The following is a 14,655-nucleotide window of genomic DNA, read 5'->3' on the forward strand; positions in this document are numbered from 1 at the left end:
GCGGGACGCCGGAACGCAACGAGCGTGGACCCGAATGTTTCGCATGTGATGTCGAATGTTCCGGGAACGTAAGGCGCCATGGGGTCTTCGTCAAGGGGTCGCGCAGAGATACGATCCGGACCATGAAGCCGACGAAGACCGCAGAAACCCGCACCGCCACACTTGCCGAGATCGCCCGTGAGGCCGGTGTGTCGGCTCCGACTGTTTCGAAGGTCCTCAACGGCCGTGCCGACGTCGCCCCGGCGACCCGCAGCCGGGTCGAGAACCTGCTGCGCGCCCACGGCTACCGGCGCCGGCGGGCCGAGGCGACCCGGTCCCCGCTGATCGACGTCGTCTTCCACGAACTGGAGAGCGCCTGGGCGATGGAGGTCATCCGGGGGGTGGAGAACGTCGCCCGGGACGCGGGCCTGAGCGTGGTGCTCTCCGAGAGCGCCGGCCGGCTCACCCCGGGGCGGACCTGGGCCGACCAGGTCGCCGCCCGCCGCCCGCACGGCGTGGTGCTGGTGCTGTCCGGGCTCGACGAGTCCCAGCGGGCCCTGCTGACCAGCCGTTCGATCCCGTTCGTGGTGATGGACCCGGCCGGTGACCCCGGCGCCGACGTGCCCTCGATCGGCGCGACCAACTGGCAGGGCGGGCTCGCCGCCACCCGGCACCTGCTCGAACTGGGGCACACCCGGATCGGTGCGATCAGCGGGCCGTCCCGGATGATGTGCGCCCGCGCCCGCGTCGACGGCTACCGGGCGGCCCTGGAGACCGCGGGTCTGCCGGCCGACCCCTCGCTGATCGTCACCGGCGACTTCCACCACGAGGCCGGTTACCGCCTCGGCCTGAAGCTGCTGCGCCGCGAGGACCGGCCGACCGCCGTGTTCGCCGGCAACGACCTGCAGGCGCTCGGCCTGTACGAGGCGGCACGCGAACTGGGGCTGCGCATCCCGGAGGACCTGAGCGTCGTCGGCTTCGACGATCTGCCGGTGGCCCGCTGGGTGGGGCCGCCGCTGACCACGGTGCGCCAGCCGCTGACCGAGATGGCCGAGGCGGCCGCCCGCCTGGTGCTCGACCTCGGCCGCGAGGACGAGACCACCGCGGCCACCCGCGTGGAACTGGCCACCAGCCTGGTGGTGCGCAGCAGCACGGCGGCTCCGGGCGCGTGAGGAGGACGTCGTCCAAGCCGCCGTCGAAAGTTTCGAAACGGGCTGTCGGCCTGCTCAGGCCGCGTCGGGCTGCGCGGTGCCGCAGTACCGGCACTTGGCGGCGGGTGCGCTCACCCGTTCGGACGATCGTGGGGCACGCGGCCGCGCGAGGGCAGGCGACTCCGTAGCGTCACGGTCGTCGCTTGTGCCGTAGTGGCGCTCCCGCCCGCACGTGACGGAGGAGGTGCTTCACGATGACCGCTCTCGCAGAAGAGGTGGCCCCGGTGGTGGCGGACGAGCCGGTCTCCGGGCCGGGTTCCGCTCTCGACGAGGTCCTGTGGCAGGCGCGGTAGCCGGTGACGGTGCTGACCTCCCCCGATCCGAAGAAGGCCAAGTACGCCGACGAGCATCGCGTCCCCTACGCCACCGACGCGGTGATCCCGGAAGGGCCGGCCAAGGGTTTCGCCGTCCGAAAGGCGATCGTGGCCTCCTGACCGGGTGGGGTGCGTGGCGGAGAGGGCGTCAGTCCGCCGGGTGCCCGAGCAGCATCGCCGGGGCGCCCGCGACGCGGGTGAGGAAGACCGTGGCCGCGGTGCGGCCGTACGGCCTGGGCAGCACCTTCCTGCGCAGCTCCTCCGGCTCGACGGCCGAGCCGCGCTTCTTCACGGTCAGCGTGCCCACCTCCCGCTCGCGCAGCAGGGCCTTGAGCTTCTTGACGTGGAAGGGGAGGTGGTCGGTGATCTCGTAGGCGGTGGCGTACGGGGTGGGCCGCAGCTCGTTCGCGGTCACATAGGCGATGGTGGGGTCGATCAGCCCGCCGTCCAGCTCCTCGGCCACCTCGGCGACCAGATGGGCGCGGATCACGGCACCGTCCGGCTCGTACAGGTACCGCCCGACCGGCCGGACCGGCGGGTCGGGCAGGCCGCGGCCGCGCAGCGTGCGCGGGCCGGGCAGCAGGGTCGCCCGCACCGCCGCGGGCTCGGTGCCGAACCACAGCACCGCCTCCTTCACGTCCCCGCCGTCGGAGATCCACTCCGCCTCGGCCCGCGCCGGGACGGCCTCGTGCGGGATGCCCGGGGCGATCTTCACGGCCGCGTGCGGCCGCGTCAGCGCGGTCGCGACGGCCCAGGACAGCGGTGGTGAGTAGGCCTCGGGGTCGAAGATCCGGCCGCCGCGGCCCCGCCGGGCCGGGTCGGCGAACACCGCGTCGTACGCGGAGACGTCCACGTCCCTCACGTCCGCCTCGCGCACCTCGATCAGCTCGTCGAGCCCCAGCGCCCGGGCGTTGGCCCGGGCCGCGGCGGCCGTCACCGGGTCCCGGTCCACGGCGAGCACGCGGATGCCCTGCCGGGCCAGGGCGATCGCGTCGCCGCCGATCCCGCAGCACAGGTCGGCCAGGCAGGTCACGCCCAGCTCCTTCATTCGCGCCGCCCGGTAGGCGGCCACGCTCGCCCGGGTCGACTGCTCCACGCCGTCGGGGGTGAAGAACATCCGCCGGGCGTCCTCGGCGCCGAACTTCGCCGCCGCCCGCTGCCGCAGCCGGGCCTGCGCGAGCGCCGCCGACACCAGCGCGGCCGGGTGCGTGCGGCGCAGGCGGGTGGCGACGGCGAGTTCGTCGGCGGGTGCGGTGCCGTGCACCTCCTCCAGGAGGGCACGGCCCTCGTCGGTGAGCAGGGCGGCGAAGGAGCCGAGGGCGTCCGGCGGGGCCTGTGGGTCGTTCACCGGCTCATTGTCGGCCACCGCCCGCCGGTGTCGGCCAGTCGGTGGGACGGCCGGCGGTGTGCGGTGGTGTCGGCACGGACGCGGGGCGCCGGGCTGCGAGGATCCGGCGCCATGATCACAGTCGTACAAAACGATAAAAGGGGTGCAAAGCGGGGGGTCCGCCCCCGGGTCCTTGTCCTCGCCCTGGTCGCCGCCGTGCTCGCCGCGAGCTGCTCCCGGCCGGACGCCGCGGCTCCGCCGGCGCAGGGCCCGCGGCTCGTCGCACCACCGGCCCAGGCCCTCCAGGACTACGCGGACCGGCTGCGCGCCGCCACCACGGCCCGGGCGGCCGCCGCCCGCCGCTGGGGACTGCGGCGGGTCCCGCTGCCGCCTCCGGAGCCGCCCGCCGAGAAACCCCGCATCCGCGCCCGCCCCGGTTTCGAGGTGCGGCACCAGGAGGACTGGGACCTGCCGCCGGTCTTCACCACGGTGCCCACCCGGGACAAGGTCGTCTTCCTCACCATCGACGACGGCGCCGAGAAGGACCCCGCCTTCCTGCGGATGATGAAAGACCTGAAGATCCCGTACTCGGCGTTCCTCAGCGACTACCTCATCCGGGACGACTACGCCTACTTCCGGGCCGTGCGGGACTCCGGAGTCACCCTCAACAACCACACGCTGCACCACCGTTACCTGCGGGGCCTGCCCTACGAGGAGCAGGAGCGCGAGATCTGCGGCATGCAGGACGTCATGGAGCGGGAGTTCGGCACCCGCCCCCGGCTGTTCCGCCCGCCCTACGGGGCTTACGACCAGAACACCCTGCGCGCCGCCCGCTCCTGCGGCATCCGCTACGCCCCCATCTGGAACGAGGAGGTCTTCGTCGACCACTGGGAGTTCCGCGAGGCCGACCAGCGGCTGCACCCCGGCGACATCGTCCTCACGCACTTCCGGGGCCGCCGCGAGTGGAACGGCACGATGGTGGACGACATGCGGCGGTTCCTCGACCACGTCACCGCCCACGGGTTCGCGGTGGCGCGCCTGGAGGACTACCTGGAGGACGATGTGTGAGCCACTGGCCAGGGCCGTCGTCGCCAATCCCGCACCCGCTGCCGCCCGCCGTCGACGCGGCGCGCGGCAATTGGCACTCCGCTTGACCGAGTGCTAACGACGGTCATAGTCTCGGCTCTGGCACTCCCCCAGGGAGAGTGCCAACAATGCGACGGGCAGGTCCGGCACCCGCGACGACGGATCGACCTGGTCGCCACCTCAGACAGTTGACCCCGTGAGATCTCCGAAGGGGGAGGTCGGATCGTGACGACCGCCAGCTCCAAGGTTGCCATCAAGCCGCTCGAGGACCGCATCGTGGTCCAGCCGCTGGACGCCGAGCAGACCACGGCCTCTGGCCTGGTCATTCCGGACACCGCCAAGGAGAAGCCCCAGGAGGGTGTCGTCCTGGCCGTGGGCCCGGGCCGCTTCGAGGACGGCAACCGCCTTCCGCTCGACGTCAAGGTCGGTGACGTCGTGCTCTACAGCAAGTACGGCGGCACCGAGGTGAAGTACAACAACGAGGAGTACCTCGTTCTCTCGGCGCGCGACGTCCTCGCGATCATCGAGAAGTAAAACCCTCGATACCTGCTCCGAGCTGCGCCCCTGGCCCCCGCGACCGATGAGAAACCGGGCGCCCGGGGCGCAGTGCCGTTCACCACGTTCCCGAGAGGGCTCCCGCTGCCATGGCGAAGATCCTTAAGTTCGACGAGGACGCCCGTCGCGCCCTCGAGCGCGGCGTCGACAAGCTGGCCGACACGGTCAAGGTGACGATCGGTCCCAAGGGCCGCAACGTCGTCATCGACAAGAAGTTCGGCGCCCCGACCATCACCAACGACGGTGTCACCATCGCCCGCGAGATCGAGGTCGAGGACCCGTACGAGAACCTCGGCGCCCAGCTGGTGAAGGAGGTGGCGACCAAGACCAACGACATCGCGGGTGACGGCACCACCACCGCCACCGTGCTCGCCCAGGCGCTGGTGCGCGAGGGCCTGAAGAACGTGGCCGCCGGCGCCTCCCCGGCCGCCCTGAAGAAGGGCATCGACGCCGCGGTCAAGGCGATCTCCGACGACCTGCACGCCTCGGCCCGCCCGATCGACGAGAAGTCCGACATCGCCGCCGTCGCCGCGCTGTCCGCCCAGGACCAGCAGGTCGGCGAGCTGATCGCCGAGGCGATGGACAAGGTCGGCAAGGACGGCGTCATCACCGTCGAGGAGTCCAACACCTTCGGTCTGGAGCTGGACTTCACCGAGGGCATGGCCTTCGACAAGGGCTACCTGTCGCCGTACTTCGTCACGGACCAGGAGCGTATGGAGGCCGTCCTCGACGACCCGTACATCCTGATCCACCAGGGCAAGATCTCCGCCATCGCGGACCTGCTGCCGCTGCTCGAGAAGATCATCCAGGCGAACTCCTCGAAGCCGCTGCTGATCATCGCCGAGGACGTCGAGGGCGAGGCCCTGTCCACCCTGGTCGTCAACAAGATCCGCGGCACCTTCAACGCCGTCGCCGTCAAGGCCCCCGGCTTCGGTGACCGCCGCAAGGCGATGCTGCAGGACATGGCGATCCTCACCGGCGCCACCGTGGTGGCCGAGGAGGTCGGCCTCAAGCTCGACCAGGTCGGCCTGGACGTCCTCGGCTCCGCCCGCCGCGTCACCGTCACCAAGGACGACACCACGATCGTCGACGGTGCCGGCAAGAAGGAGGACGTGGAGGGCCGCGTCGCGCAGATCAAGGCCGAGATCGAGACCACGGACTCCGACTGGGACCGCGAGAAGCTCCAGGAGCGCCTCGCCAAGCTGGCCGGCGGCGTGTGCGTGATCAAGGTCGGCGCCGCCACCGAGGTGGAGCTGAAGGAGAAGAAGCACCGTCTGGAGGACGCCATCTCCGCGACCCGCGCCGCGGTCGAGGAGGGCATCGTCTCCGGTGGTGGCTCCGCCCTGGTCCACGCCTCCAAGGCCCTGGACGGCAACCTCGGCCGGACCGGCGACGAGGCCACCGGTGTCGCGGTCGTCCGCAACGCCGTCGTCGAGCCGCTGCGCTGGATCGCGGAGAACGCGGGCCTGGAGGGCTACGTCATCGTCTCCAAGGTCAAGGAGCTGGAGAAGGGCAACGGCTACAACGCCGCCACCGGCGAGTACGGCGACCTGATCAAGGCCGGCGTCATCGACCCGGTCAAGGTCACCCGCTCCGCCCTGGAGAACGCCGCCTCCATCGCCTCCCTGCTGCTGACGACCGAGACCCTGGTCGTCGAGAAGAAGGAAGAGGAAGAGAAGGCCGCCGCGGGCCACAGCCACGGCCACGCCCACTGACCCGCTGCCTCCACCTGAGCGGAACACCCGGTGCCCGGCACCCCGTCACGGGGAGCCGGGCACCGGCGTGTGCGCGGGCGGCGGCACACCGGCCGTCAACGGTCGTGCCGCGGCCAGGGTCACCGCGGGCCGTACTTGCGGCCCGCCTTCGAGGAGATCCCGCCCAGCAGGCTCCGCGGCGTCACTTTCGCCAGCCCCATCAGCGCCTTGTACCGCGGGTCGGGGATCGACAGGGTCCGGCCGCGCGCCAGATCCGACAGCGCCGCCGCGACCACGTTGTCCGCGTCCAGCCACATCCAGCCCGGGATGTTGTCCGTGCCCATCCCGGCCCGCTGGTGGAACTCGGTGCGCACGAAACCTGGGCACAGCGCCATCAGGCGCACCCCGCTTCCGGCCAGATCCCGCGCCACGCCCTGGGTGAACTGCACGACCCACGCCTTGGAGGCGCCGTAGGTGCCGCGCGGCACGAACGCGGCCACCGACGCCACGTTCACCACCCCGCCCCGCCCGCGCTCGCGCATGGCCGCGGTCGCCGCCGAGGTCAGCCGCAGCACCGCCTCCACATGCACCTTGATCATCCGCAGCTCGTCGGCCACGGGGACGTCGAGATAGCGGCCCTTGTTGCCGAAACCGGCGTTGTTGACCAGCAGGTCGACCGGGTTGCGGCGGTCGCCCAGCCGGGTCGCCACGGCCTCGATGCCCTCGTCGGTGGCCAGGTCCGCGGGGAGCACCTCGGCCTCGATGCCGTGCCGGTCGTGCAGCTCGGTGGCCTGCTCCGCCAGCCGCTTGGCGTCGCGCGCCACCAGCACGAGGTCGTGCCCGTCCCTCGCCAGCCGCCGCGCGAACGCGGCGCCGAGGCCCGCCGTCGATCCCGTAATCAGAGCCGTTGTCATGGCGAAAGACTATGGGTTCGAGCCGCTCGTCCCCGATCTCTGCATCAGGCCCGCAAATCGGTGACGACCCGGTGAGGACGGCATGGTCCGCCCGGCGCCCGCCGGACGCCGGGCGACTCCGTCACCCGCCCTGCCCCGCCGTGTACGCCCGCGCCGAGGCCAGCGACTCCGGGTGCAGCGCGGTGCCGGCCGCCAGCAGCCGCGGCAGCAGCGAACGGTCCGTGGTGGAGGCCCGGAACTGCAGGGCGACGGTCACGTCGTGGTCCGGCCGGTACACCACCTCGACCGGATCGCCGGCCCGGATCTCGCCCGGTTCCAGCACCCGCAGATACGCGCCCGGCGCACCCCGGAGCGTGAACCGCCGCACCCAGCCGCGCTCGCCCAGGTGCTCCTGGAACGTGCGGCACGGGATGCGCCCGCTGGTGACCTCCAGCAGCACCGAGCCTCCGATGCGCCAGCGCTCGCCGATCAGCGCACCGGATATGTCGAGGCCGGACGTGGTCAGATTCTCGCCGAACGAGCCGTTGGGCAGGGTGCGGCCCAGCTCCCGCTCCCACTCGTCCAGGTCCTCGCGGGCCACCGCGTACACCGCCTGGTCGTTCCCGCCGTGGTGCCGCTTGTGGCACACCGCGTCGCCGGCGAGACCGCTCCCGCCGACCCCCTTCGGCCCAGGCGCCGTCACCCGCACCGGATGGTCCACCGGACGTTTGCCGATGCCGGTCACACCCTCGGGCTGGTCGGTGTACGGCACGGCGACGGGGCGGCCCAGATTGACGGAGAGAAGCTTCATGCCGCCGCACGGTAGGCGACCAGGCATCAAAGCGTCGATGGGTTTTCCGGTGCTCGCCCCAAGCGTCGCTTATGCTAGGCGCGTGCTAGAGGCCCGCCATCTCCGAGTGCTGCGCGCCGTGGCCGCCGGCGGCTCCTTCTCCGCGGCGGCCCGCGAACTGGGCTGCACCCAGCCCGCCGTCAGCCAGCAGATGCGGGCCCTGGAGACCTCCGTCGGCACCCCCCTGCTCGTCCGCACCGGCCGCGAGATGCGGCTCACCCAGGCCGGCGAGGCCCTGGTGCGGCACGCCGGCGGCATCCTCGCCGGGCTCACCGCCGCCGAGGAGGAGGTCGCCGCCATCGCCGGGCTGCGGGCCGGACGGGTCCGGCTCGTCTCCTTCCCCAGCGGCAGCTCCACCCTGGTGCCCGCCGCGCTGGCCGCGCTGCGCGCCGCCCACCCCGGCACCCAGGTCTTCCTGGAGGAGGCCGAGCCGCCCCGTTCGGTGGAGCTGCTGCGCCAGGGCGACTGCGACGTGGCCCTCGCCTTCCGCTACGAGGGCGCCTCGGGCCCGCAGGACGCCCGGGAGTGGGAGGACCTGGAGGTACGGCCGCTGCTGACCGACCGGCTCGTCGGGCTGGTACCGGCGGGCCACCGGCTGGCCGGCGCCGACCGGATCGGCATCGCCGACCTCGCCGACGAGCCCTGGATCGCGGGCTGTCCGCGCTGCCGCGGGCAGCTGGTCGAGGTCTGCGCGGGCGCCGGTTTCACCCCCCGCATCGACTTCGCCACGGACGACTATCCGGCGGTGGTCGGCCTGGTGGGCGCGGGACTCGGGGTCGCCGTCCTGCCCCAGCTGGCCGTGGAGTCCGTCCGCCCCCGCGGCACGCGCACCGTGGAGATCGAACCGGCCGTGCGGCGGGAGATCGTCGCCCTCACCCTGCCCGACCTGGCCCGGGTGCCGGCGGTCGCGGCCACGCTGGACGAGCTGGTCCGCGCGGCCCGCTGAGCAGACCGTCCCGGAGCAGCGGCACGGGCGCTGTGGGTTCGCGGGCGGCGGCGGTGCCGCACTCCGGTGGGGGAGCCGGGCGGGGCGCACGCGCCGGGGGTGGCGGACACACGTGCAGGGCACGCCTCCTGCGTGCCCTTCGAAGTGATCTCTGTGTCCAGCGTCGGTCGGTGCGGGCTACATGAAGAAACGTTCCTTCAGTCGTCCTGGGAGTCGGACTCCCGGCGGCCGGACGAGGAGGTCGACACCAGCCGGTTGCGCGCGCGCCCCATCAGCTCCTCGCGCTCGTCCTCGGTCAGGCCTCCCCACACTCCGTACGGCTCGCGCACCGCCAAGGCGTGCGCCGCGCACTCCGCACGGACCGGGCACCTCATGCAGACCTCCTTGGCCGAGTTCTCTCGAGCGCTCCGAGCCGCCCCGCGCTCGCCCTCCGGATGGAAGAAGAGCGAGCTGTCCACCCCGCGGCAGGCAGCCAGCAGCTGCCAGTCCCACAGGTCCGCGTTCGGTCCTGGAAGGCGGGAGAAATCTGCCATTGCGTGACCCCTTGTAGCCGTTCGGTGGCGGATACGGTGCCAACGACCGTACATCTCCGATCTAAGGAGATGAAAATATGACTCATTGCGAATCTATCCCGAGACACCGTGAAACGGGAAGAAAAGGGGCTGAACGGGGCATAGCTTGTGATGAAAAGTTGAGGGTATGACGTCTGTGTCTGCGCCGTGTCCGGTCCCTCACGTAGAGTGCCGAAAACGGCGTACGGCCCCGTAACTCTTTCGAGTGACCATCGTTGAGAGTGCGGAGGCGGTTGAAAACCACCAGTGCTCGGGCAGGCGTCCGAGACGGTCGACCGCACAGGTGACGACTTCGTACCAGCCTGGAGGCTCAAGGTGACGCGCATCAGCTGCGGAGGGCGGCCATGACATCCGTCCTCGTCTGCGACGACTCCCCGCTTGCCCGAGAGGCGCTGCGCCGCGCGGTCGCGACCGTGCCCGGCGTCGAGCGCGTGACGACGGCGGCCAACGGCGAGGAAGTCCTCCGCCGCTGGGGCGCCGACCGCTCGGACCTCATCCTCATGGACGTGCGCATGCCCGGCTTGGGCGGTGTCGAGACCGTCCGGCGGCTGCTGTCCGCCGACCCGGGTGCGCGCATCATCATGCTGACGGTCGCCGAGGACCTGGACGGCGTGGCGCTCGCCGTCGCCGCCGGCGCCCGGGGCTACCTGCACAAGGACGCCTCCCGCGCCGAGCTGCGCGCGACGGTGACGCAGGCCCTGGCCGACCCCACCTGGCGGCTCGCCCCGCGGCGGCTCCGCTCGGCCGAGATGGGCGCCGCGCCCACGCTCACCGCGCGTGAGATCCAGGTCCTGGAGGGCATGAGCCACGGCCGCTCCAACGCGGAGATCGGCCGTGAGCTGTTCCTCTCCGAGGACACCGTCAAGACGCACGCCCGCCGGCTGTTCAAGAAGCTCGGCGCCTCCGACCGCGCCCACGCGGTGGCGCTGGGCTTCCGGTGGGGTCTGGTCCGCTAGCTCTCGCGCGGGGCGGAAGCCCGCCCCGCCCAGGTGTGGCACCGCTGCTGCCGGCGGCACCGTCGCCGGGGCAGCGGTGCGGTCGCACCGCGTCCATCGCCCCGCCGTCCCCTCCCGGGACGCACCCCGTCGGAGCGTCCCGGGTGCACGGACGGCTTTCCGCTGTACACGGGAGGCCGCCCGCGCGGACCGCTCCGCGTGGAGAATCCGCGTGGAGAAGAAGAACCGGAGCGGACCACGGTCCCCGCGGCCGGCTCCCGGCCCACGCCCGCGTGCCCGCGCAGGGCGGGCCCCTGAAGGATCCCGGCCGCCGCCGGGCGCCGCACCGGGCGGCCTCAGGGACCGGCGGTCGCCCGCTGCTCGTTTTCCGGCGGATGCCGCATCCTTGAGGGTGTGGAGTTCCTCGGGGACGAGTCGGTCGAGCGGAATGGGAGGGCGCAGGGGATGGGTTCCGGCGCATCCGCTCATAACGCTTCGGTGCACAACCGTGACGGTGGTGCCACGGAGCGCACGACACCAAGGCACGATGGACCGATGTTCGACGACGAGGCGGCACGTGCCCAGGGTGCGATCAGTGCGCTCGTCCACCGCGCCGTCGACGGTGACGAGCAGGCGACCCACGATCTGCTCGCCCGGGTCCATCCGCTGGCGCTGCGCTACTGCCGCACCCGGCTGTCCCGGCTGCCGGGCGACGCGCGTCACTTCGTCGAGGACCTGGCCCAGGAAGTCTGCGTGGCCGTGCTCCTCGCCCTGCCCCGCTACCGGGACACCGGCCGTCCCTTCGAGGCCTTCGTCTTCGCCATCGCCGCCCACAAGGTCGCCGACCTGCAGCGGGCGGCGATGCGCCATCCCGGGTCCACGGCCGTCCCCTCGGACGAGATGCCCGAGCGCCCCGACGACTCCCTCGGCCCCGAGGAACGCGCCCTGCTCAGCAGCGACGCCGAGTGGGCCAAGAAACTGCTGGCCAATCTCCCGGAGAACCAGCGCGAACTGCTGCTGCTGCGCATCGCCGTCGGCCTGACCGCGGAGGAGACCGGACAGATGTTGGGAATGTCACCGGGAGCGGTCCGGGTGGCCCAGCACCGGGCCCTCAGCCGTCTGCGGGCCCTGGCCGAGCAGTAGCCGCCCCACGCCCGCCACTTGGGCAGGCCGGCGGGGCGGGACACCGGCACGGCACGGACGTTGGGAGGAACGTACGAAGCCGGAAGGCGCCCCTGATCGTGGAATGAGACGCCTCCGCTTCCCGTTAGCATGGACATCCGCACCGATCAAGGCCATGTGGAGAAGGTGTCATGACTGCCAACGTCGACGGAGTGCCCGAGAAATTCGCGACACTCGGGCTGACCTACGACGACGTGCTGCTGCTGCCCGGCCCGTCGGACATGGCGCCCGACGAGATCGACACCACCTCGTACGTCTCCAAGAACGTCCGGCTCAACATCCCGCTGGTGTCGGCGGCGATGGACAAGGTGACCGAGTCCCGCATGGCCATCGCGATGGCCCGCCAGGGCGGCGTCGGCGTGCTGCACCGCAACCTGTCCGTCGAGGACCAGGCCAACCAGGTCGACCTGGTCAAGCGCTCCGAGTCCGGGATGGTGGCCGACCCCATCACCATCCACCCGGAGGCCACGCTCGCCGAGGCCGACGCGCTGTGCGCCAAGTTCCGCATCAGCGGTGTCCCGGTCACCGACCCGTCCGGCAAGCTGCTGGGCATCGTCACCAACCGCGACATGGCCTTCGAGACCGACCGGTCCCGCCGGGTCAGCGAGGTCATGACCCCGATGCCGCTGGTGACCGGCACGGTCGGCATCTCGCGTGCGGACGCCATGGAGCTGCTGCGCCGCCACAAGATCGAGAAGCTGCCGCTGGTCGACGACGCCAGCATCCTCAAGGGCCTGATCACGGTCAAGGACTTCGTCAAGGCCGAGCAGTACCCCAACGCCGCCAAGGACGCCAAGGGCCGCCTGCTGGTCGGTGCGGCGGTCGGCGTGGCCGGTGACGCCTTCGAGCGCGCGCAGGCCCTGATCGAGGCGGGCGTCGACTTCATCGTCGTGGACACCGCGCACGGCCACTCCAAGCTGGTCGGCGACATGGTCGCCAAGATCAAGTCCAACCACTCCGGCGTCGACGTCATCGGCGGCAACGTCGCCACCCGGGCGGGCGCCCAGGCGCTGATCGACGCGGGCGCCGACGGCATCAAGGTCGGTGTCGGACCGGGCTCCATCTGCACCACCCGCGTGGTCGCCGGCATCGGCGTCCCGCAGGTCACCGCCATCTACGAGGCCTCGCTGGCCGCCAAGGAGGCCGGTGTGCCGGTCATCGGCGACGGCGGCCTGCAGTACTCCGGCGACATCGCCAAGGCCCTGGTCGCCGGCGCCGACACGGTGATGCTGGGCTCGCTGCTCGCGGGCTGCGAGGAGTCGCCGGGCGAGCTGCTGTTCATCAACGGCAAGCAGTTCAAGTCCTACCGGGGCATGGGCTCGCTGGGTGCCATGCAGTCCCGCGGCGACCGCAAGTCCTTCTCCAAGGACCGCTACTTCCAGGAGGGCGTCGCCTCCGACGAGCAGCTGATCCCCGAGGGCATCGAGGGCCAGGTCCCCTACCGCGGCCCGCTCGCCTCGGTCGTCCACCAGCTGGTCGGCGGCCTGCGCCAGTCGATGTTCTACGTCGGCGGCAAGACCGTGCCCGAGCTGCAGGCCAAGGGCCAGTTCGTGCGGATCACCTCGGCGGGTCTGAAGGAGTCCCACCCGCACGACATCCAGATGACCGTCGAGGCGCCGAACTACAGCAAGAAGTGACCCGCGCGAGCGCGGCGCACGTCTGAGACGTTCAAGGGCGGCCCCGGATGATCCGGGGCCGCCCTGTTCTTGGGCGTCTGTCGGGCGTCCCTTGGTCTTGTCCTGGACATTTCCTGGGTGTCTCTCGGGTGTCAGCCGGGCGTCCGATCCGGCGTCCGCCAGGGGCGCCGGCCGTGGGGGTCGGCCGCTCGCCAGGGGCGTCGGCGATACTGGAAGACGCTGAGACGCATCAGGGAAAGGCGACCAACGTGACTGAGATCGAGATCGGGCGCGGCAAGCGCGGCCGCCGGGCGTACGCGTTCGACGACATCGCCGTCGTTCCGAGCCGCCGTACCCGGGACCCGAAGGAGGTCTCGATCGCCTGGCAGATCGACGCCTACCGCTTCGAGCTGCCGTTCCTGGCCGCCCCCATGGACTCGGTCGTCTCCCCGGCCACCGCCATCCGCATCGGCGAGCTGGGCGGCCTGGGCGTGCTCAACCTCGAAGGCCTGTGGACCCGCTACGAGGACCCGCAGCCGCTGCTCGACGAGATCGCCGAGCTGCCCGCCGAGTCCGCGACCCGGCGCCTGCAGGAGATCTACGCCGCGCCGATCAAGGAGGAGCTGATCGGCGCCCGCATCAAGGAGGTCCGCGACGCCGGTGTCGTCACTGCCGCCGCGCTCTCCCCGCAGCGCACCGCCCAGTTCTCCAAGGCGGTCGTGGACGCGGGCGTGGACATCTTCGTGATCCGCGGCACGACGGTCTCCGCCGAGCACGTCTCCTCCTCGCACGAGCCGCTCAACCTGAAGCAGTTCATCTACGAGCTCGACGTCCCCGTGATCGTCGGCGGCTGCGCCACCTACACCGCGGCCCTGCACCTGATGCGCACCGGTGCCGCGGGTGTCCTCGTCGGCTTCGGCGGCGGCGCCGCCCACACCACCCGCAACGTGCTGGGCATCCAGGTGCCGATGGCGACGGCGGTGGCGGACGTGGCGGCGGCCCGCCGCGACTACATGGACGAGTCCGGCGGCCGGTACGTGCATGTGATCGCGGACGGTGGTGTCGGCTGGTCCGGCGACCTGCCCAAGGCGATCGCCTGCGGCGCGGACGCGGTGATGATGGGCTCCCCGCTGGCGCGCGCCACCGACGCGCCGGGCAAGGGCCACCACTGGGGCATGGAGGCCGTCAACGCCGAGCTGCCGCGCGGCAAGAAGGTCGACCTGGGCACGGTCGGCACCATCGAGGAGATCCTCACCGGCCCGTCCCACACCCCGGACGGCTCGATGAACTTCTTCGGTGCCCTGCGCCGCGCCATGGCCACCACCGGCTACAGCGAGCTGAAGGAGTTCCAGCGGGTCGAGGTGACGGTGGCCGACTCGCAGCACAAGCGGTGAGCGGCCGCTGCCGCAGCCGCTGAAGGAAGCGACGCCCGGACCCGGCCGGTCCCCTACCTGAGGACCGCGTGTCCGGGCGTCCGCTTCGTCGACCGCCCTGG

14 protein-coding genes are annotated in these 14,655 nt (G+C 71.9%); 10 read left to right on the forward strand and 4 right to left on the reverse strand.

Features of this window, described 5'->3' with window-relative positions:
• Positions 1–122 precede the first annotated feature (122 nt).
• Positions 123–1,151, forward strand: coding sequence for a LacI family DNA-binding transcriptional regulator (locus IE286_RS07240; RefSeq protein ID WP_189795777.1), 1,029 nt, complete (start codon positions 123–125; stop codon positions 1,149–1,151).
• A 341-nt stretch (positions 1,152–1,492) separates the two neighbouring features.
• Positions 1,493–1,624: a hypothetical protein gene (locus IE286_RS27585; protein ID WP_268255386.1), complete on the forward strand. Its 132-nt coding sequence runs from the start codon at positions 1,493–1,495 to the stop codon at positions 1,622–1,624.
• Positions 1,625–1,652: 28 nt separating this feature from the next.
• Here IE286_RS27585 and IE286_RS07245 read toward each other — a convergent pair whose 3' ends face one another.
• Complete coding sequence (locus tag IE286_RS07245) at positions 1,653–2,852, reverse strand: class I SAM-dependent methyltransferase (RefSeq protein ID WP_189795778.1); 1,200 nt, start codon at positions 2,850–2,852, stop codon at positions 1,653–1,655.
• Positions 2,853–2,963: 111 nt separating this feature from the next.
• Here IE286_RS07245 and IE286_RS07250 point away from each other — a divergent pair, with 111 nt between their 5' ends.
• From IE286_RS07250 to groL, 3 genes are all read left to right on the forward strand, one after another.
• On the forward strand, positions 2,964–3,899 hold the full coding sequence (locus IE286_RS07250; RefSeq protein ID WP_189795779.1) for a polysaccharide deacetylase family protein: 936 nt from the start codon (positions 2,964–2,966) through the stop codon (positions 3,897–3,899).
• Between the two features lie 243 nt (positions 3,900–4,142).
• Positions 4,143–4,451 (forward strand): co-chaperone GroES, encoded by a 309-nt coding sequence (groES, locus tag IE286_RS07255; protein WP_009190181.1) that lies wholly within the window; start codon positions 4,143–4,145, stop codon positions 4,449–4,451.
• Positions 4,452–4,561: 110 nt separating this feature from the next.
• A complete protein-coding gene (gene groL / locus IE286_RS07260) occupies positions 4,562–6,187 on the forward strand; it encodes a chaperonin GroEL (RefSeq protein WP_189795780.1) in 1,626 nt (541 codons plus the stop codon).
• A 119-nt stretch (positions 6,188–6,306) separates the two neighbouring features.
• Here groL and IE286_RS07265 read toward each other — a convergent pair whose 3' ends face one another.
• Positions 6,307–7,080 (reverse strand): SDR family NAD(P)-dependent oxidoreductase, encoded by a 774-nt coding sequence (locus IE286_RS07265; RefSeq protein ID WP_189795781.1) that lies wholly within the window; start codon positions 7,078–7,080, stop codon positions 6,307–6,309.
• A 121-nt stretch (positions 7,081–7,201) separates the two neighbouring features.
• Positions 7,202–7,870: an MOSC domain-containing protein gene (locus tag IE286_RS07270; RefSeq protein WP_189795782.1), complete on the reverse strand. Its 669-nt coding sequence runs from the start codon at positions 7,868–7,870 to the stop codon at positions 7,202–7,204.
• A gap of 82 nt (positions 7,871–7,952) precedes the next feature.
• Here IE286_RS07270 and IE286_RS07275 point away from each other — a divergent pair, with 82 nt between their 5' ends.
• Positions 7,953–8,855: a LysR family transcriptional regulator gene (locus tag IE286_RS07275; protein WP_189795783.1), complete on the forward strand. Its 903-nt coding sequence runs from the start codon at positions 7,953–7,955 to the stop codon at positions 8,853–8,855.
• A 197-nt stretch (positions 8,856–9,052) separates the two neighbouring features.
• Here IE286_RS07275 and IE286_RS07280 read toward each other — a convergent pair whose 3' ends face one another.
• A complete protein-coding gene (locus IE286_RS07280) occupies positions 9,053–9,388 on the reverse strand; it encodes a WhiB family transcriptional regulator (protein ID WP_189795784.1) in 336 nt (111 codons plus the stop codon).
• 383 nt (positions 9,389–9,771) lie between these two features.
• Here IE286_RS07280 and IE286_RS07285 point away from each other — a divergent pair, with 383 nt between their 5' ends.
• The 4 genes from IE286_RS07285 (at position 9,772) to IE286_RS07300 (ending at position 14,554) form a co-directional block, all read left to right on the forward strand.
• Positions 9,772–10,383, forward strand: coding sequence for a response regulator transcription factor (locus IE286_RS07285; RefSeq protein ID WP_003948568.1), 612 nt, complete (start codon positions 9,772–9,774; stop codon positions 10,381–10,383).
• Between the two features lie 534 nt (positions 10,384–10,917).
• Entirely contained in the window at positions 10,918–11,505 is a 588-nt protein-coding gene (locus IE286_RS07290; RefSeq protein WP_189795785.1) for a sigma-70 family RNA polymerase sigma factor, read from the forward strand.
• Positions 11,506–11,675: 170 nt separating this feature from the next.
• Complete coding sequence (gene guaB / locus IE286_RS07295) at positions 11,676–13,181, forward strand: IMP dehydrogenase (RefSeq protein WP_189795786.1); 1,506 nt, start codon at positions 11,676–11,678, stop codon at positions 13,179–13,181.
• A gap of 248 nt (positions 13,182–13,429) precedes the next feature.
• Positions 13,430–14,554: a GuaB3 family IMP dehydrogenase-related protein gene (locus IE286_RS07300; RefSeq protein ID WP_125496467.1), complete on the forward strand. Its 1,125-nt coding sequence runs from the start codon at positions 13,430–13,432 to the stop codon at positions 14,552–14,554.
• Positions 14,555–14,655 lie beyond the last annotated feature (101 nt).

Origin of the sequence: Streptomyces thermodiastaticus (assembly GCF_014656135.1) — a bacterium.
GTDB lineage: Bacteria > Actinomycetota > Actinomycetes > Streptomycetales > Streptomycetaceae > Streptomyces > Streptomyces thermodiastaticus.

What these genes read in the sequence shown, in the direction of transcription:
- IE286_RS07240 (WP_189795777.1), top strand. Translation starts at nt 123, where the DNA reads ATGAAGCCGACGAAGACCGCAGAAACCCGCACCGCCACACTTGCCGAG.
- IE286_RS07250 (WP_189795779.1), top strand. Translation starts at nt 2,964, where the DNA reads ATGATCACAGTCGTACAAAACGATAAAAGGGGTGCAAAGCGGGGGGTC.
- groL (WP_189795780.1), top strand. Translation starts at nt 4,562, where the DNA reads ATGGCGAAGATCCTTAAGTTCGACGAGGACGCCCGTCGCGCCCTCGAG.
- IE286_RS07265 (WP_189795781.1), bottom strand. Translation starts at nt 7,080, where the DNA reads ATGACAACGGCTCTGATTACGGGATCGACGGCGGGCCTCGGCGCCGCG.
- IE286_RS07270 (WP_189795782.1), bottom strand. Translation starts at nt 7,870, where the DNA reads ATGAAGCTTCTCTCCGTCAATCTGGGCCGCCCCGTCGCCGTGCCGTAC.
- IE286_RS07280 (WP_189795784.1), bottom strand. Translation starts at nt 9,388, where the DNA reads ATGGCAGATTTCTCCCGCCTTCCAGGACCGAACGCGGACCTGTGGGAC.
- IE286_RS07285 (WP_003948568.1), top strand. Translation starts at nt 9,772, where the DNA reads ATGACATCCGTCCTCGTCTGCGACGACTCCCCGCTTGCCCGAGAGGCG.
- IE286_RS07290 (WP_189795785.1), top strand. Translation starts at nt 10,918, where the DNA reads ATGTTCGACGACGAGGCGGCACGTGCCCAGGGTGCGATCAGTGCGCTC.
- guaB (WP_189795786.1), top strand. Translation starts at nt 11,676, where the DNA reads ATGACTGCCAACGTCGACGGAGTGCCCGAGAAATTCGCGACACTCGGG.